A 16,182-nucleotide genomic window follows, 5' to 3' on the forward strand; every position below is an offset into this window, starting at 1 on the left:
GCCACGTACGGATAGCGTGCTGTCGATATCGATGACGGCCGCTGACGGGGGTTCCTGTGCCGAGCTCGAAAAGGTCCTGGATCCGTGGTGCCTCCGCGGCGCTGGCGCTGGCCCTGGTGCCCGCCGGGTCCGCCGTCGTGGTGTCGCCCGTCGAGGCCCAGGCGGCCGCGGCCGCGCCGGTGTGCGGCCGGGCAGCCGTGAACGAGGAGTCGGCGCGGCGGGCCGCCTCCGCCTGCGGTCACCCGGTCCCGGTCGCCGGATCGCAGTCCGCGTACAGCCAGGTGCTGGCCCAGCCGGACGGCCGGCTGACGTTCGAGTCCGCGGTGGTGCCGCAACGCGCTCCGCAGGCGGACGGCTCGTGGGCCGACGTCGACCTGACCCTGCGGCCTGACGGCGGCGCCCTGCGGCCCGCGGTGTCGGTGGCCGACGTCGCGTTCTCGGCCGGCGGCAGCGGTCCGCTGGTCACCCTGGTCTCCGAGGGCAAGCGGATCGAGATGTCCTGGCCGACGCCTCTGCCCGCGCCGGAGACGACAGCCGACACGGCCACCTACCGGGAGGTCCGACCGGACGTCGACCTGGTCCTGCGGGCCACCCGCACCGGCTTCACCCACGTCCTCGTGGTCAAGTCAGCCGTGGCGGCGACCGACCCGGCGGTCCGCCGATTCACCCTCGGCGTCAGCGGTGACGCGGCGCTGTCCCGCAATCCGGACGGCTCGCTGGTCGCGCTGGCCGGTGGCGCGACGGTGGCGACGGCCGGCCGGGCGGTCATGTGGGACTCGGCGGCGCCGGCGCCGGCCACCCGCTCGGCCACCGCCCGGTCCACCGCGGCCGTGGCCGGTGACACGGCCCGGCGGGCGGCTGTGGCGACGACGGTGACGCCCGACGGCGATCTGACGTTGACCCCGGACGCCCGGCTGCTCGACGCGCCCGGCGCCACCTTCCCGATCTTCATCGACCCGGCCTGGTCGGTGAAGAAGTCGAAGTGGGCGTACGCGACCAGCAACGGCTGCACCAACACCGACTACACGGTCGCGCGGGTCGGCCTGAGTCCCGAGGGGCCGTGCACCGGCGTGCGCTTCCGGTCGTACTTCGAGTTCCCGACCACCGCCGGCAAGATCTCGCTCAGGGCCAAGCACATCGAGTCCGCCTACGTGCACATGAAGCTCGACCACTCGTGGTCTTGCGACAGCACCTGGGCCCACATGTTCCACACCGCGACCATCAACGCGACCATGCGGGCGTCCTTCGGCATCCGGATGATCAAGCGAGTGGCGGCCGCGTCCGGCCACGCCAACGAGGGCAGCGGCTGCTCCGACTCGCCGCAGCGGGACATGGACATGAACTTCATCGGCGGTGACGTGACGTCCCTGGTGCAGAGCGCCGCGACCAGCGGGTGGACCAGCCTCACCATGGGCTTCTGCGCCTGCAACGAGAACCTGGACTACGAGTCCGAGCGGGACCGGTGGAAGAAGTTCTTCCCGAACGAAGCGAAGCTCGTGGTCGACTACGACTCCCCGCCGGGCAAGCCGACCAACCTGCAAGTGGCCGGCATCGCCTGCCCGGCCTCGACCGCGGTGACGATCGGCACGCTGAGCCCGACGTTCTCCGCCGTCTACCCGGACGCGGACACCGGGCAGACGCTCGCCGGCACGTACGAGTGGATCGAGGTGCCGGCGGCCGGCATGGGCGCGGTGACCGACACGGTCCCGGCGCGCAAGCCACGACCGGCGGTCGCCTCGGCCACCGCGAACGGTCGCGGCACCACCGCGGCGGTCAGTGTCGCGAAGGACAAGAAGTACGCATTCCGGGTCACCGCCCGCGACCCCGATCCGTACGCGCGGTGGAGCGGCTGGGGCGCCTGGTGCCAGTTCTCCGTGGACACCTCGGTACCGCCGGTGAGCGTCGTGATGACCTCCCCGCCGACCGGTCCGGGCCGGGCGGCCACCTTCCGGATCGAGTCGACCGCGGGTGACGTCGCCACCTTCAAGTACGGCTGGACCGCCCCGACCACCCCGGTGGCCGCCACCGGTACCAGCCCACGCAGCGCCACGATCACCGCCACGGTGCCGCGCTACGGCACCAACATCCTGTATGTCTCGGCCGTCGACAAGACGCTCAACGAGGGCTACGGCACCACCGAGGTGCAGGTCACGCGGCCGTCCCCGGCGGTGGCGCAGTGGGGTCTGGAATCGTACCCGGGCCGCACCGAGGCGGAGGCGATGACCGACGCCCAGCCGCTGCCGGGCGGGTCGACCCCGCTGACCGCGACCAACGTGACCTGGACCGACAGCAACCGGTTCCGCGGCGGCCGCACCGCCACCTTCAACGGCACCTCGTCATCCGCCACGACCGCCGGCCCGATCGCGGACACGACCCAGTCGTTCAGCGTGGCCACCTGGGTCCGGCTCGGCGCGATGCCCAGCGCCACCGACATGAAGGCGGTCACCCAGGACCACACGGACGCGTCCGGGTTCGAGCTCGGCGTCCGGCGCTCGGGCTCGCCGCTCGTGCCGTACTGGTCGTTCGTCATCAAGGACACCTCGGCCCAGACGTCAACCACCCGGGCGGCGCTGGGCACCCGGGCGATCACCGCGGCCGACGTGGGCCGGTGGGTTCACCTGGCCGGCGTCTACGACAAGCCGTCCGGGACGGTCCGGCTCTTCGTCGACGGGAAGCTCGCGGCCGAGACCGCCCGCACCGCCACGCCGTGGTCCGCGACCGGCCGGCTGGTGGTCGGCCGCAGCATGAACGCGGGCTCGCCGGGCAACTGGTGGAACGGCTCGCTGGCCGACGTGCAGGTCTTCGACCGGGCGCTGGTCGCCGACGACTTCACCGGCCGGGTGGCCGACGAGTTCACCGGCGGCGAGGACGAGCCCGGGGTGATGAACCCGATCGAGGTCGGTCGCTGGGAGTTCGAGCTGGCCCGGTCCTGCTATCTCGCCGACCGGGCGGACACCTGCGACGCCGCGGACGGCACCCCGTTCGGCCGCTGGCTGGCCCTGAGCCGGGGTTCCGAGATCGGCCATGGCCAGCGGGGCAGCGCCCTCCGCCTGGACTCGCAGTTCTTCCCGGACGAGATCGCCACGGCCGGGGAGCCGACCACGGAGTGGGCGCGGTCGGCGTACAAGACCGGGCTGACCCCGCCGGACGACGACGGCAATCAGACGACCGTCTGGTCCGACGCGCCGGTGCTGCTGACCGGCCAGTCCTACACGCTCGCGGCCTGGGCCTTCACGGAGGATCTGGCCCGCAGCCAGAGCGTGGTGGCCCAGGTCGGCAGTGCCGAGTCCGGCCTGCGCATCGGGTACGACGCGGGCACGCGGCGCTGGGAGTTCGCCCTGACCGAGCGCGATGCCGCCGGGTCGGCCCGGGTGACCGCCCGCTCGACGACGGAGGCCGACGCGGACGTGTGGACCCACCTGGTGGCCGTCTACGACACCGCCGACCGCACCGCCACGCTGTACGTCGACGGTGAGCCGGAGGCGACGGTCGCGGTCCCCTGGACGCCGCAGTCGTTCAACGGCCCGGTGACCGTCGGCCGGTCGGTCACCGCCGGCGCGCCCGGCGGATATCTGCAGGGCGGTGTCGACGACCTCAGCGCCTTCGCCGGAGTCCTGACCGACGCCCAGGTGCACGCCCTGTACGCGAGCCAGGCCGTCGTGTCGGACGAGCTGTGATCCGCCCCGCCGCTCCGGAGGAGACGCGCATGTCCCACGTCCTGGTTCGCGGTGCGCTGGCGATGACGCTGGTCGTCGGTCTGGCCTCCGCTCCGGCCGCCCCGGCCCGGGCCGAGCCGGCCGCGCCCGCGGCGCGACTGGCCGCCCAGGCCGAGCCGCTCGACCGTGACGGCGAGGCGGTCCGCACCAGGGCGTGGCCGATAGAGCGGGTGGAGCCGGGCGCGCTGCCCGCCCCGATCTGGCCGGCGGCCGGGACCGTCGGTGCCCGGTCGGCGACCTCCGTGACCGCCCCGGTCGCCGCGACCGTCCCGGTCGAGGTGCTGGACCGGCAGACGGTTCCCGCCGCCTGGCGGGACGGCCTGCTGATGCGGGTCGGCGGCGCGCCGGCCCGGACCGCGGCCCGGGCGCCGGCCCGGGCGACGGTGTCGGTGGACTATCGCGGCTTCCGGTCGGCCTACGGCGGCGACTGGGCCTCGCGTCTGCGGCTGTGGCAGGTTCCGGAATGCAATCTGACCACCCCGGACGCGGCCGGCTGCGCCGCGACCCCGCTGAGGTCCGCGAACGACACGCGGGCCGGGAAGGTCACCGGGACCGCGGCGGGCCTGGTGGCTCTGGCGGCCGGTCCGAGCGGCAAGTCCGGCGACTTCGCCGCCAGCCCGCTGGGGCCGTCGTCGACCTGGTCGGCCGGCGACTCGTCGGGCGACTTCTCGTGGTCGTACCCGATGCGCACCCCGCCCGCGATCGCCGGTCCCTCGCCCGACCTCGAGGTGTCCTACGCGTCCGGCTCGGTCGACGGCCGCTCCGAGGCGACCAACAACCAGCCGTCCTGGGTGGGCGAGGGCTTCGACCTGTCACCCGGCTTCATCGAGCGCCGGTACGTGCCGTGCGTCGACGACATGGGTGACGGCGCGATCAACACCAAGAAGACCGCCGACCTCTGCTGGCGTTCCGACAACGCGACCTTGTCCCTCAACGGCCGGTCCACCGAGTTGGTGTGGCAGAAGGACAAGGGCTGGCACGGCCGCTCGGAGGACGGCTCCAAGATCGAGAAGGCCGGCGGCGCCGGCAACGGTGACGACAACGGCGAGTACTGGAAGGTGACCGGCACCGACGGCATCCAGTACTTCTTCGGCAAGCACACCATCCCAGGCCGCTCCGGCACCACCGACTCGACCTGGACCGTGCCGGTGGCCGGCAACAACACCGGCGAGCCGTGCCGGGACGACACGTTCCTCTCGTCGTTCTGCGACCAGGGCTGGCGGTGGAACCTCGACTACGTCGTCGACCCGTTCGGCAACACCATGTCGTACTGGTACGAGAAAGAGACCAACAAGTACGCGCAGAACGTGACCGAGTCGGGCGACGTCCCGTACGTACGCGGCGGCTACCCGGTCCGGATCGACTACGGCACCTGGGACCGCGGTGCCGCCGACCGGTCGGTCACCCCGACCGCCCAGGTCGTCTTCACCACTGCTGACCGCTGTGTCACCTCCTCGTGCGACAAGCACGACGCGACGAACTGGCCGGACATCCCCTGGGACCAGGAGTGTTCCGGCGACAGCTGCGGCACCAGGTTCTCGCCGACCTTCTGGTCGAAGAAGCGGCTCAGCGTCGTCACCACCAAGGTCTGGGACACCACCCGCAAGACCCCGGGCTGGCAGGACGTCGAGTCGTGGACGTTCACCCACTCGTTCCCCAGCCTCGGCGACGACTCGAACCACGCGGGGCTGTGGCTGGACCGGATCGTGCACGCCGGCCTGGTCGGCACGAAGGTGACGATGCCGCCGGTGTCGTTCCTGCCCGTCTCGCTGCCCAACCGGGTGCTGACGCAGAACACCACGACCAGTAACTGGCATCGGATCGACCAGATCGTCACCGAGGCCGGTGCCAAGATCGACATCGAGTGGGACCAGCCGCAGTGCAAGGCCTCCAACCTGCCGGCGGACGAGTGGTCCAACACCATGCGGTGCTACCCGATCATGGTCACCGACCCGGACGACCCGACCGAGAAGAAGGTCGTCCCCGAGTGGTGGCACAAGCACCGGGTCAAGTCGATCTCCGAGTCCGACCTGCCGACTTGGTCCGCCGGGCACCAGGCGCCGCCGAAGTTCACGACGTTCGAGTACGTCGGCGCGCCCGCCTGGCACTACGCCGACGACGACGGCCTGACGAAGAAGAACCGGAAGACCTGGAGCCAGTTCCGGGGGTACGCCACGGTCAAGACCCGCGTCGGTGAGGACCCCGGCCGGCAGACGCTGACCGTGACCGACTACCTGCGCGGCATGCACGGTGACCGGCTGCGGCCGTCCGGCGGCACCCGTGAGGTGGAAGCGCCGGCCTCGATCGGCTCCGAGACCGTGTACGACGAGGACCAGTTCGCGGGCATGCCGCGGGAGCAGACCGTCTACAACGGCGACGAGACCAAACCCGTCTCGCGGACGGTCACGGTGCCCTGGCGGTCCGAGGCCACGGCCGCGCGGACCATCAACGGTGACACGGTCACCGCCCGGTTCGTCGAGACGCAGGTGACGTACGCGTCCACCGCCCTCGGCGTCGACGGCAAGCGCGGCTGGCGCACCACCCGTCAGCAGGCCTGGTTCTCCGACGACTACGGCACGCTGGAGAAGCAGCAGGACGACGGCGAGTACGGCAAGGCGGGCGACGAGAAGTGCGTCGTCAACACGTATCACCGCAACCTCGACCGCAACCTGGTCGAGCTGGTCAAGCAGGCCACGACGACAGCGCTGCCCTGCGGCGCCAAGGCGACGGACCCGGACGACGTCGTCGGCGACGTCCGTTCCTACTACGGCTCCGACAACCTCAACGCGGTGCCGGTCACCGGAGCGGTCACCCGCACCGAGGAACTGGCCGACTGGTCCGTCACGACCGGCACGTCGTGGCGAACCGCCCAGCGCGCCTCCTACGACAAGTTCGGCCGGGCCCGCACCGCCACCGATCTCAAGGGCAACGTCACCAAGACCGACTACCAGCCCGACAACGGCGGGCCGGTGACGGCCAAGGTGGTCACCAGTCCGCTCAACTGGACGACGACCTCGACCCTGGAACCGTACTGGGGCAACCCGATCAAGGTTTCGGACCAGAACGGCCGGGTCACCCAGGTCGCCATGGACGCCCTCGGCCGGACGTGGCGGGTGTGGAGCCCGGGCTGGTCGTACGCCGGGCACGAGGAGAGCCCGTCCGTCGAGTACACGTATCACTTCGCACCGGAGCGAGACGCCTACCCGTACACCCGGACCCGGACGCTGAACGCCGGGGGCGGCTACCTGGAGTCGCTCAGCATCCTCGACTCGCTGATGCGCGAGCGGCAGACCCAGCGGGCCGGTGTCGGCGGCAACCGCGTCGTCACCGACACCGTGTACGACAAGCTGGGCCGCGTCGCCACCACGTATCCGGCCCACGCCGAGCCGGGCGCCCCCAGCGGCGAACTGTGGTGGGAGCCCGAGTGGTCGGTACCGGCGATCAACCGCACCGTCTACGACAACGCGAACCGCGCCACCGACCAGATCTTCCTGGCCACCGACGGCACCGAGAACCTGGTCGAGAAGTGGCGGACCGTCACTCGCGACGAGGGCGATCTGGTCCGCACGACCCCACCCGGCGGGGGCACGCCCACCACCACGCTGGTCGACGCCCTGGGCCGCACCTCCGAACTGCGGCAGCACACCGGGCCGGACGGTGTCGACGGGCCGTACTGGTCGACCAAGTACCGGTACAACGCCCGTGGCGCGATGACCAGCGTGGTCGACCACAGGAACAACGAGTGGACGTACGACTACGACGCCCGGGGCCGCACCGTCGGCGTGACCGACCCGGACAAGGGCAGATCGACCAGCTGGTACAACCAATTCGACGAGCTCGAGAAGACGACCGACGCCCGCGGCGAGGCGATCTGGTACGTCTACGACGCCATCGGCCGCCGGTCCGAGCTGCGCGACGACTCGGCGACCGGGGAGCTCCGGGCCAAGTGGAAGTACGACACGCTCTACACCGGCGGGTCGGCCGGAGCGGCGGGCCAGCTCACCGAGTCCTACCGGTACGAGCGCCGCGCCGACGGTGGCACCGACATCCACAAGTGGCAGGCCGGCGGGTTCACCGAGCGGAACCAGCCGACCAATGTCAACTACGTCGTCCCGGACGGCTCCGGTGCCTCGACGACGTGGAGCCTCGGGTTCGGCTACTCGCCGTACGAGGGCAGCCCCACCAGCGTCCTCTACCCGGCGGCGGGCTCACTGCCGGCCGAGACGGTCACCACGACGTACGACGCCGTCACCGGCCTTCCGTCCCAGCTGAAGACCACGGCGGTCGGCGTCGGCACCTACGTGACGAGCCAGCAGTACACCGCCTACGGTGAGCCGACCATCACCACCCGGCTCACCACCGGTGGTCTCGCCGTCGAGGAGGGCACCTACTACGACCTGACCACCCGCCGGGTCGAGCACCAGTCCGTCAAGCCCGCCTCGGCGACCGGGACGGTGGCCGACCGGTCGTTCGAGTACGACGCGGACGGCACCATCGAGTCGATCACCGACAAGCCGCAGGCCGGGCCGGCCGACACGCAGTGCTTCCGGTACGACGCGCTGCGCCGGCTGACCTCGGCCTGGACGCCGAAGGCCGAGGTCGGGTGCGAGCCCGACCCGGTGGCCGGCAACCTGGGCGGTCCGGCACCCTACTGGCTCGGCTGGACGATCGACCCGATCGGCAACCGCACCGAGCAGGTCGACCACACCGCGTCGGCCGACGTGACCCGCACCTACGCGGTCCCGGCCTCCGGCCCGCAGTCGGTCCGGCCGCACGCCGTGGACACCGTCACCACCGGCGCCACCGATGGCCGGCCCGCCGTGGTCAACGCCTACCGGTACGACAACTCGGGCAACACCGTCTGCCGCCCGGGTGGCGCCGCCGCCAACGACTGCGCGACCGGCGCCGGCTCCCAGCGCCTGGAATGGGACGCCGAGGGACGGCTGGCCACCGTGACCGCCGCCGGCGCCGTGGTCGAGTCCAGCGTGTACGACCCGGACGGCACCCGGCTCGTGCGCCGCGACAGCTCGGGCAGCACGCTCTACCTGCCCGGTCAGGAAATCCGCCGCACCACCTCGGGCGTTCTCTCCGGCACCCGTTACTACACGTTCGGCGGCAAGGTCGTCGGATCCCGCGACGGGAGCGGGCTGTCCTGGCTCTTCTCCGACCATCAGGGCACCCAGCTCGCGGCGATCAAGGCGGACACGCAGGCGGTGACGGTGCGGCGGCAACTACCGTACGGCGGCAACCGCGGCCCGGCGCAGCCGTGGCCCAACGCGCGCGGCTTCGTCGGCGGCACCAACGATCCCACCGGGCTGGTCCGCCTGGGCGCCCGGGAGTACGACGCCGGGCTGGGCCGGTTCATCTCGGTCGACCCGGTGCAGGACATGGACGATCCGCAGCAGTGGAACGCCTACGCCTACGCCGGCAACAACCCGGTCACCAAGGCCGACCCGACCGGCCAGATTCCCGAGGACATGTCGGGCGAGGAATACGCGCGCGAGCGCCTCGAGAACTATTTCGAGAACCTGAACAAGGAGCCCGCCCGCAAGGCGCCCCGGGTCAAGAACACCAAGCTCGGCGGCTACCTCCGGAGCATCTATCTGCGTCCGGGCACGCAGCGGTGGCGCGGCAACGGAAAGCTGGGCATCGCGATCCGGCTGGAGATCCTGTCGGGGCGACCGACCTATCAGAAGTGGCACTACGAGAAGGGCGCCAACGTCTTCAAGGGCCTGGCCGAGCTGCTCGACGAGGATCGCAAGGCGACGATGAACGGACGCCCCCCGCTCCTGAGCCCGCGGGACCGGCAGATCGCCATGGACGAGGCGCGCGAGCTGTGGAGCAGCCTGAACGAGGAGGACAAGGGCAACAAGTTCGAGAGGGCCATCAAGTCGACGGCCCAGGGGCGCGAATCACTGCGGAACGCCAAGGTGCGCATCGCCGACGCCGGTAAGTACCAAGCCGTCAAGGAGATCACCGGCGCGCAGTTCCGGCCACGGACGTACAACGGCAGGGTCGTCGGGGTCGACCGGACCGCCGGGCCGCGCCTGACCGGGGTGGCGAAGATGCTCAGCGTCGTCGGCGACGCCTGGTTCCTCTACCAGTTCGGCAAGGCGCTGACGTCGGACGAGCCGGCCGCCGAACTCAACGAGCTGCAGTGTCAGATGATCTATGCGCTCTGTCAGCACGCCGGTCAGATGAAGAACGGAAACGGCTGGTGGTTCCGGGACGAGGACGGAAACTATTCGTACTCACCCATGATCTGACGGCACGGAAGGCTGACAATGAAGCTCGACCTCGGGTTCTTCGGCAACCTGGTGTGGCGGTGGTTCCCCGAGTCGCGGGAGGCTGTCCGCGGCCTGATCAAGGACAGCCTGGACAGCGCCGTCTACGACGACGAGTTCCCGGAGGCGCCCGAGCAGTTCCAGTACCTCATGCTCGGCGTGGTGCCACTGTTCTACGACCGGCTGGGCAAGCTCGATCAGGAGCCCGACCTGGTGCGGCGCTTCTGCGCCTTCTGCCGGGAGGCGCTCGATCGGATGGGGCCGGCCGAGCTGAGCGACTTCGACGACTACGTGCTCGACAGCGTCGACGACCCGGCGGACGTCCGTGTCCTCCGGGCCGCCGACCCCGGACTGGTCGCGGTGGTGCGGCAGAGGTTCCCGCACCGCTGGCCGGACTGACGACCGCGACGGCCCGTTTGCTCCCGTCGGCTAGACACGGTGATGTCGATCGATGGGGAGGCGCTGATGCGCAGAGTGATCGCAGCCGCGGTGATGACCGCGGCGATGGTGTTGGGAACAGCCGTCCAGGCGTCGGCGGAACCGTCCGACCCGTTACCCGGCTCGGGCTGGCGGGTGAGCGACGGGCACACGCTGACCTGGACGGCGCCGCGGTTGATGGCCGGCGACGCGGTCGTCGAGTTCTACGCCGGCGACCGGCTGCTGGGAAGACCGAAGACCACCGACCACCGTACCTTCCGGCTCGAGGTGGACCGGCGGCCGAAGCCGGCCGAGCTGCAGGTCCGGGCGGGTGGCCGGCGTATCGACGGGCCGCCGCCACAGGCGCAGCGCCGGTCCTCGGGCGGCGCGAAGCTGCCGGCGCTCGGCCGGGCCGGTGCGGTCGACCCCGGACGGCCGGGGCCTTACGCGACGGTCACCGGGGAGTACACACTGCCGGGGGTGACGCTTCCGGATTACCCGCAGGCGATCGAGATGGAGGCCGTGGTCGTCGCGCCCCAGGGCGCCCCGGGCCCGCGGCCGCTGGCCCTGTTCCTGCACGGGCGGCACTTCACCTGCTTCGCCGGTGACGATCTGGAACAGATCAGCCTGGAGTGGCCGTGCCCGGCGGGCAAGACGGCGGTCCCGAGCCACCGCGGCTATCTCGAGGCGCAGCGGCTGCTCGCCTCGCAGGGCTACGTCACGGTGTCGATCTCGGCCAACGGCATCAACGCGCAGGACAACGACGTCGAGGATCTCGGCGCCCAGGCCCGGTCGTCGCTGGTCCGGCTGCACCTGGCCCGCTGGGCGGACTGGTCCGGCAGCGGCCGGGCGTCGGCGCCGGACGTGGTCCGGGCGGCGCCGCGGGCCGATCTGTCCCGGGTGTTCCTGATGGGACACTCGCGCGGCGGCGAGGGCGTGAGCCGGGCGGCCATGGACAGCCTGACCCCACCGCCGGCGGACCAGGACGGATACCACGGCCAGGTCCGTTGGAACATCCGCGGTCTGCTGCTGATCGGTCCGACGATCTTCGGACAGAACGTGGTGCCGGACGTCCCGTCGGCCACCGTCCTGCCCGGCTGCGACGGCGACGTCGCCGACCTGCAGGGCCAGGTGTTCGTGGACGGCACGGTCGGTGTCAGCCGCGGGCGGGCCATGCACAGCGCGCTGTTCATGGTCGGCGCGAACCACAACTACTTCAACACCGAGTGGACGCCCGGGCAAGCGGTCGCGCCCGCCTTCGACGACTTCCCGGAGGACATCGAGGACGCGGTGTGCTCGCCCGGCATGCCGACCCGGATCACCGCGGCGCAGCAGCAGCGGGCCGGAGCCACGTACATCGCCGCGGCCGCGCGGCTGTTCGTCGGGGGCGACGACCGGGCGCGTCCGCTGCTCGACGGCACCGGTGTGCGGGCGCCGTCGGCCGATCCGGTCCGGGTGCTGAGCCACGCGGTCGGCGGCGCGCGGACCCCGCTGATCGACCCCGACCGGAAGGTGCGGGTGACCGGCGCCGGCGAGCTGTGCGCCGAGGTCAGCCGCGACGACGACCGGGCGTGCCTGCCCTTCTCGGAGGTCGGATTGCCCCAGTCGCCGCACTTCGCCGACATGCGAAGTGTGCCCGAGGAGGCCGGCCGCTACTCGGTGGAGCTGAACTGGTCGCGTACGGGCCAGAAAGTGTCACTCGATCCGCCGAGCGCGACGCCGGTGGCCGGCGCGGTGGCGCTGCGGATCGCCGTGCCACCGAACACGTCGGACAACCGGTTCGGCGTGGTGGCGACCGACGACCGGGGCCGGCGAACGGATCTGGGCGAGGTGCGGCTGGACGGGCTGCCGAGCACCGACCTGCTCCCGCGGTACTGGGCGCAGGAGGTCCGCGTACCCGTGAAGCGGCCGCAGCGGATCGCCCGGCTCGACCTCGTCCCGCGCGGCGAGGCCGGGCAGGCCTGGCTGATCGACGCGTGGGGCTGGCAGCCCGGGACGCCGGCGCCCCGGCCGGTCGGGCTCCCGCGCATCGACGTGGGAACCCTCGCGGCCCAGCCGGTGACGGAAGGCGACTCGGGCGTGCAGACCCTCCAGATGCCGGTGCGGGTCAGCGGCCGCGGCAGCGGGCAGATTCGCATTTTCGTGGCGGACAGCGTCACCGGCGACACCCGGTCCTGGGTGGCGTCGGTGCGGCCGGGTGACCGCTCGGTCCGGGTGCCGGTCCGCGTGCCGGGCGACACCGTCTACTCCGGCGACCGGCAGTTCGACGTCAGCGCGAAGGCGGTGCGCGGGCTGGTGGTCGGCGACTACCGGGGCGAGCTGCCCGTGATCGAGGACGATCCGGCGCCGGTCGTGACCATCACCCCGGTCGCGGACCGGGTGACCGAAGGGCGCGCGCTGATCTGGCAGGCCACGATCGACCAGCCGGCCGGCGTGGAGCTCTACGTGTACGGCCAGCCCACGCCGCCCGACGGCCCGGAGTTGTCCAGCACGGACGTCGACCCGCTGTGGTTCACCGACATGAGCGGCGAGGACCCGGAACCGTCCCGGCCGCTGTCCGAGACGTTCGTCGGCGCGTTCGGCGTGATCCCGGCCGGGGAGACGAACGGCCAACTGATCATCCCCACCGTCACCGACTCGCTCGACGAGCCGGACGAGCAGGTGCGGCTGGAGGTGTACGGAATGACTGACGAGACACCGTTCACGACCGTGACCGGCACGGTCACCGACTGATCAGGCGGTCCACCGGACTGCACAGTGGCGGCCTCCGCGGAGTCGAGTAGCGACTCTGCGGAGGGGCGTCGCCCTGGTCGGCTACCGTGCTCGGAGACGTCGTCGGGATCCCTGGATGCCGTGGAGGTAGGCCGTGCGAAGCTCACCACCGCCCAGGGGCTATCGGCTCCAGGAAGCCCGCCGGTTCCGGCCGGTCAGGAAACTCGCTCTTCGCGTTTTTCTGATCGTCATCGGCATCGTCGCGCTGGCGTTGTTCACCGGGCTGGCGCTGAATCCGGGCGGCGGCTACTTCAGCGGGTTCAATCTTGGCGTCTACCTTGTGCTCGCGACGTTCCTGGCCATCGCGGTGATCGTGTTGATCCGACGATCGGGCGACGCGAACCGCAGGTGGAGCCCGACAGCGGAGGTCGGTGACTTCCGGAGCGTGGCCGCACCCGTTCTGTCCGCCGAGATCGGACTGCCCACCTCCGCACTCCGGGACGGCGAGTACTGCTTGTTGTTGCGTCCTTTCGGCAGTGATGGTTCGACCCTGTGCGTCGGGGACCCGGGTAAGAAGCGGTACTCGTTGCTCTACCATCCCACTCCGACCCTGGAGCAGGTCGTGGACTGGACGGTGCGCGGGAAACTCGGCATGGAGACGTTGGCCGTGGTCAACCAGGGCGCTCGATTGACGCCGGTCGGCCCGAGCTACCTGGCCTGCCCGGACGAGCACTGGAAATGCCAGGTGGGTGAGCTCATCCGGAACGCCTACACGATCTTCCTGGTTCTTCCGCCCGGGCAGGACATCAGGCGATCGTTCGAGTGGGAGCTGGAGCAGATCACGCACCACGAGATGAACAGCCGGACGGTGCTCATCCTGCCGCACCCGTGGAGCAACAGGGCGAACGGCTTCTACGCGGCCGGCCGGGACGCCGCGGCCCGCATCATGGCCCTCCTGGTGAAGTTCTGCGGCACGTTCGACGAGGTGCGGCCCGAGGACGTCAGGGTGCAGAGTGCGGCCCTGCCGCCCGCCACCGTTATGGTGAAGCTGTCGAGCGTCGAGCCGAAGCCCTTCAACTGCATGATCATGCCCAAGGCGCGATGGACGAGAAGTCCGGTGGCCAACGGGTACGCGCAGGCGCTGCAGCAGCTTCTCGACATACAGATCAGGGAACTCGAAAGGTCCTCATTCGAGTCGCGCTACCCGTGGCGGCGTCAGCGTCCCCGCTGCGCGTGCTTGAACCGCGAAAACCTCAGCTGACGGCCTCGTCGAGCAATTCCAGGAATGTCACGTCGGTCAGGATGTGGGCGTTCGCGTCGTATTCGTAGGGCGGCGCGGGTGGGCGGAAAAGGCTCCAGGCGGCCGGACACTCCGCTGGCGTCGAGGGCGGCCGGGATCGCCGCGCTGACCCGCGTGGCCTCGTCTCGGTGCAGCATGGCCGGGATTCTCGCCTCCGACGCCACCGCGGTCTACCGGCGTAGCGGTCAGCCGGCGAGGATGTTCGCCTCGGTGCGCCCGCTGGTGGTGCCTGTCTTCTGGATGACGACGAGGTCGAGTTTGGCGTCGCCGTTCCAGTCGCTGACCGTCACGTGGCGTCGATCGTCGGTGGGGCCGAGGGCGGTGACGGTTCGTTGCCGGTCGCGGGTGAAGTTCGATGCGCCGTCCAGGACTCTGACTTCGGTCCTCTTGCTGGTGGTGCCCGTTTTCTGGATCGCCACCAGGTCGACCTTGCCGTCGCCGTTCCAGTCGGTGATGGTCAGGTCGTGGCGGTCGTCGACGGGGCCGGGAACGGTGGCCGGTGGCTGCAGGTCTTGCGCGAAGTTCGACGCTCCGTCCAGGATCCGCATCTCTGCACCGTTCGCGTCGGACTTCTGCACCACAGCGAGGTCGAGTCGGCCGTCGTTGTTCCAGTCCGTCGCGCTGAAGGTGCGGCGATCATCGCCGGCGGCGAGCGAGGTGGCAGTGGCCAGAATGTCCCGCTGATAGAACGAGGCCCCGTCGAGGACCCGCAGTTCGGCCCGGCCGCTGGCCGTGCCCGAGTTCTGCAGCGCCGCGAGGTCCAGTTGGCCGTCGCCGTTCCAGTCGGTCATCGAGAAGGTCGAGCGCTCGCCGGCCGGCCCGAGGGGGATGATGGTCGTCAGGAGCAGACGCTGGAAGCTCGCGGTCGTACCGGGAAGGGTCGGCTTGCCGTCCAGGATCGTCAGCTTGGCCGGCGCGCCGGCCGCGGTTGATCTTTCGACGACGATCAGGTCGGGGCGGCGGTCGGCGTTCCAGTCGGCCACGATGAAGTCGTGGCGGGCGTCGGCCAGACCTTGACTGGTCGTCGTGCTCATCAGAGAACGGTGAAATGGCCCGGACGGCTTCGGCTTTTCGGTCGGCTTTTCGGCCGGCTTTTCGACCGGCGGCAGAGCCGGTGGCAGAGCCCGCGGCCACAGCGCGGCCACGACGAGTCTCGCGTCGTGCTCCTCGGGCGCGTACGCCAGCGGCAGCGCCGAGCCTTGCACGCGCTGACAGATCTGACCGACATCGCCGGACTGCCAGCTGCCGGCCGGGTGTTTGCGCAACATCTTGTTGAGGAAGGCGTGCGTGGCGAACCGGGGATCGGTGAGCTGGCCCTGCTGTCCCCAGCCTTGTGAGGGCCGTTGCTGGAAGAGCCCGAGACTGTCGTGGTCGACGGCGACGGTGTAGTTGCGCAGGGAGCTCTCGGCGATCGCGCCGGTCACCGAGATCACCGCCGCCCGCTCGTTCAGGCCACGGGCCCGGACGCTCGCGATGATGGCCCGGGCGCACGAGATGGAGTAACCGGACACCGAGTCGCCGAGCCGACGCCCGTTCAACACCGGCCGCAGCTGCCGGGCGACCGTGTCATCAGCGGCCGACACACCGTCAGGCTGACACGGCGCCGACGGAATCACCGCCGAGGCCCGGGCCAGGGCTGCTGAACCGGCTGACCCCGGGGCCATCAGCACCCCGACCCCGAGGGCGACGGTCATGATGACCGAGGACGGCCGTGCAAGTCTCATACCCGGGCCCCCGCCGCTCGTGCCACTGC

At 71.0% G+C, this 16,182-nt stretch carries 6 protein-coding genes; 5 read left to right on the plus strand and 1 reads right to left on the minus strand.

Translation table 11 applies throughout. From position 1 onward, the window contains the following. Positions 1 to 56: 56 nt before the first annotated feature. The 5 genes from M1L60_RS48140 (at position 57) to M1L60_RS43630 (ending at position 14,390) form a co-directional block, all read left to right on the plus strand. A complete protein-coding gene (locus M1L60_RS48140) occupies positions 57 to 3,677 on the plus strand; it encodes a LamG domain-containing protein (protein ID WP_253243501.1) in 3,621 nt (1,206 codons plus the stop codon). 29 nt (positions 3,678 to 3,706) lie between these two features. Further along, positions 3,707 to 9,982, plus strand: a complete 6,276-nt coding sequence (locus M1L60_RS43615) for an RHS repeat domain-containing protein (RefSeq protein WP_253243502.1) — start codon at positions 3,707 to 3,709, stop codon at positions 9,980 to 9,982. 18 nt (positions 9,983 to 10,000) lie between these two features. After that, the gene (locus tag M1L60_RS43620) at positions 10,001 to 10,399 is read left to right on the plus strand and encodes a hypothetical protein (RefSeq protein WP_253243503.1); all 399 of its coding nucleotides are present in this window, start codon (positions 10,001 to 10,003) and stop codon (positions 10,397 to 10,399) included. Between the two features lie 66 nt (positions 10,400 to 10,465). Then, positions 10,466 to 13,150 (plus strand): alpha/beta hydrolase, encoded by a 2,685-nt coding sequence (locus M1L60_RS43625; RefSeq protein WP_253243504.1) that lies wholly within the window; start codon positions 10,466 to 10,468, stop codon positions 13,148 to 13,150. A 133-nt stretch (positions 13,151 to 13,283) separates the two neighbouring features. Beyond that, positions 13,284 to 14,390, plus strand: coding sequence for a hypothetical protein (locus M1L60_RS43630; RefSeq protein WP_253243505.1), 1,107 nt, complete (start codon positions 13,284 to 13,286; stop codon positions 14,388 to 14,390). A gap of 224 nt (positions 14,391 to 14,614) precedes the next feature. Here M1L60_RS43630 and M1L60_RS43635 read toward each other — a convergent pair whose 3' ends face one another. Further along, positions 14,615 to 16,153: an FG-GAP repeat domain-containing protein gene (locus M1L60_RS43635; RefSeq protein WP_253243506.1), complete on the minus strand. Its 1,539-nt coding sequence runs from the start codon at positions 16,151 to 16,153 to the stop codon at positions 14,615 to 14,617. Positions 16,154 to 16,182 lie beyond the last annotated feature (29 nt).

Origin of the sequence: Paractinoplanes aksuensis, from assembly GCF_024137025.1 — a bacterium.
GTDB lineage: Bacteria > Actinomycetota > Actinomycetes > Mycobacteriales > Micromonosporaceae > Actinoplanes > Actinoplanes aksuensis.